Genomic DNA, 2,946 nt, shown 5'->3' with positions numbered 1-2,946 from the left:
TTGCGTACCAGCTTGTCAACCAAGTCGATGGAAATCTTCTCGGTGTTTTTAGTGTCGATCAAAATGGACACCGGCTCGGGCACGCCGATCGCGTACGCCAGCTGGATCTCGCACTTGTCGGCGAGGCCTGCCGCCACGATGTTCTTCGCGATGTACCGAGCCATGTACGACGCTGAGCGGTCTACCTTGCTGGGGTCCTTGCCCGAGAACGCGCCGCCACCGTGGCTGCCGACGCCGCCGTAGGTGTCCACGATGATCTTGCGCCCCGTGAGCCCGGTGTCTCCCATGGGCCCGCCGGTGACGAACCGCCCCGTGGGGTTGATGTGATAGACGACCCGCTCCTCGTCCAGCAGCTCGGGCGGGATCACGGGAAGAACGACCCGTTCGATGATGTCCTCCCGGATCTGCTTCAACGTCACATCCGGGCTGTGCTGCGCGGACACGACGACCGTGGTCACCTGGCTCGGCTTGCCGTCCACGTACTCGACCGTAACCTGGGATTTGCCGTCCGGCCGGAGGTACTCCAAGATGTTCTTCTTCCGAACCTCGGCCAGCCGGCGGACCAGCTTGTGGGCCAGCATGATGGGCATGGGCATCAGCTCGGGGGTCTCCCGGGTGGCGTAGCCGAACATCAGTCCCTGGTCTCCGGCCCCGTGGATGTCCACCCCGAGCGCGATGTCGGGCGACTGCTCGTGAATGGAGGTGAGGACGGCACAAGTCTCGTAGTCGAATCCGTACTTGGCTCGGGTGTAGCCCACGTCCCGGATGACCTCCCGGACGATCGTCGGGATGTCCACGTAGCACTTCGTGGTGATCTCGCCGGCCAGGAAGGCGAGCCCGGTCGTCACCAGCGTTTCGCAGGCCACCCGCCCATAGGGATCCTGGGCGAAGATGGCGTCCAGAACGGCGTCAGAAATTTGATCCGCAATTTTGTCCGGGTGCCCCTCGGTCACCGACTCCGAGGTAAAAAGGTAGCGCTTGGAAGCCATCGGCCGGATCCTCCTCCCGCCTGCCGGGTCTGTTCCCTGTCCTGCCCCCGCAGTGCCGCGCGAACTCTAGCACACGGTCCCGGGCAGTCAAGCAAAAGATGCCCGCCCCGCCCCGTCCTCACGCGGAGGCGCCGAAGAGCTCCGGAAGCCGCCCCGCCATCTCCCGCCGGAGGAGCCCCTCCACCTCTCGCGCGGTGGTGCAGGATCCGAGCTGGTGGACCACCTGGACCGCCTCCCTCATGGAGAGGGTCCGAATGATCCGCTTGATGAGCGGGATGGCCGCCGGGGTCATCGAGAGCTCGTCGATGCCCAGCGCCACCAGGACCGCGGTATAGAGAGGATCCCCCGCCACCTCCCCGCACATGGCCACCCAGATGCCGGCGGTGTGGGCCGCCGCGATGGTGTTCCGGACCAGGCGGAGGATCGCCGGGTGGAGCGGCTCGTAGAGCGACGCCACCTGCTCGTTGTCCCGCTCGATGGCGAGCGTGTACTGGATGAGGTCGTTGGTCCCGAGACTCAGGAAGTCCGCCTCCTGGGCGAGCAGGTCGGCGATCACGGCGGCCGCGGGCGTCTCGATCATCACCCCCACCTCCAGGTGCGGGTTGAAGGGGAGGCCGGCCGCCTCGAGCTCCCGCTGCACTGCCTCCAGGTGCCCCCGCGCCTCGCGCAGCTCCGCCACTCCCGAGATCAGGGGGAACATCACCTTGAGGTTCCCGTGGACGCTGGCCCGCAGGATCGCCCGGAGCTGGGTCCGGAAGAGCTCCGGCCGCCGGAGCCACAGCCGGATCGGCCGGAGCCTCCCCGCCCCCCGGAGGTCGGATTCCCCGGCGGCCGCCGGAGCCACCGCCCCTCCCAGGTCGAGCGTCCGGATGACGACCGGGTTCGGGGCCATCGCCTCGGCCACCGTCCGGTAGGCGGCGACGTGCTCCTCCTCCGTCGGCGGGGTCGTCCGGTTCACGTACAAGAACTCGGTCCGGTACAGCCCCACCCCCTCGGCGCCGTGCCGCCGGGCGGCGGCCACCTCCCCCGGAAACTCGATGTTGGCCGTCACCGCCACCCGGTAGCCGTCGGCCGTCTCCGCCGGGAGCGCCCCCAGGACGTGGAGCTGGCGCGTGAACTGCTCGTAGGCCTCCTTGCGGGATTGGTAGTCGGCCACGACCGCCCGGTCGGGATTCACGAGGACGCTCCCCGTGAGCCCGTCGAGGATCAGCTGATCGCGCTCCTGCACCTGGCCAAGGATCCCCGGCAGGCCGACCACGGCTGGAAGCTCCAGCGACCGGGCCAGGATGGCGGTGTGGGAGGTCCGGCCGCCCACCTGGGTGACGAACCCCTGGACGCGCTGCCGGTCGAGCTGGGCCGCCTCGGAGGGGGCCAGGCTGTGGGTGACCAGGACGGTGCCGGGGGAGAGGGCGTCGAGGCGGGGCAGCTCCGCGCCGAGGAGGGTGCGGAGGAGGCGCTCCGCCACGTCGTCCACGTCGGTCCGCCGCCCCTGGAGGACTTCGTCTTCCAGGCGGGCGAGCGCGTCGGCGTAGCGGCGCGCCACATCCTCGAGCGCCGCCTCGGCGTTTACGCGCACCGCCGTGATTCGCTCCTGGACCTCCGCGGGGAACTGGTCATCGGCCAGCAGGGCCAGGTGGGAATCGAAGATGGAGGCGGCGCGGGGGCCGAGCGCCTCCGCGGCCCGGGTGCGGATCCCCTCCACCTGCAGGCGCACCCGGACGACCGCCTCCTGGAAGCGGCCCTGCTCCAGCGGGACCTCGGCCTCCGCGACGGTCCGGCGGCTGACCTGGACCTCCCGCCGCCCGAGGAGGACCGCCTCCCCGATGGCGATGCCGGGAGAGACGCCGATGCCCGTCAGCTGCACCCCGGCCACGCTCACTCCCGCGTGCCGTCGAAACGATGCAGAACTTCCGTCCAACGCCCCTGCGCCTCGAGGATCAGCCGGATCACCTCGCGC

The 2,946-nt window shown here is 69.7% G+C and carries 2 protein-coding genes; both read right to left on the bottom strand.

Going from position 1 to position 2,946, the window contains the following annotated elements; genetic code table 11:
- A partial coding sequence (gene metK / locus VGT06_11495; protein ID HEV8663743.1) for a methionine adenosyltransferase occupies positions 1 to 989 on the bottom strand: 989 nt, incomplete at its 3' end.
- Between the two features lie 118 nt (positions 990 to 1,107).
- A complete protein-coding gene (gene ptsP, locus VGT06_11490) occupies positions 1,108 to 2,862 on the bottom strand; it encodes a phosphoenolpyruvate--protein phosphotransferase (protein HEV8663742.1) in 1,755 nt (584 codons plus the stop codon).
- Between the last annotated feature and the right edge of the window lie 84 nt (positions 2,863 to 2,946).

It is taken from the genome of Candidatus Methylomirabilis sp., from assembly GCA_036000645.1.
In the GTDB taxonomy this organism is placed as follows: domain Bacteria; phylum Methylomirabilota; class Methylomirabilia; order Methylomirabilales; family JACPAU01; genus JACPAU01.
This window is presented reverse-complemented; position numbering and strand designations above follow the sequence as displayed.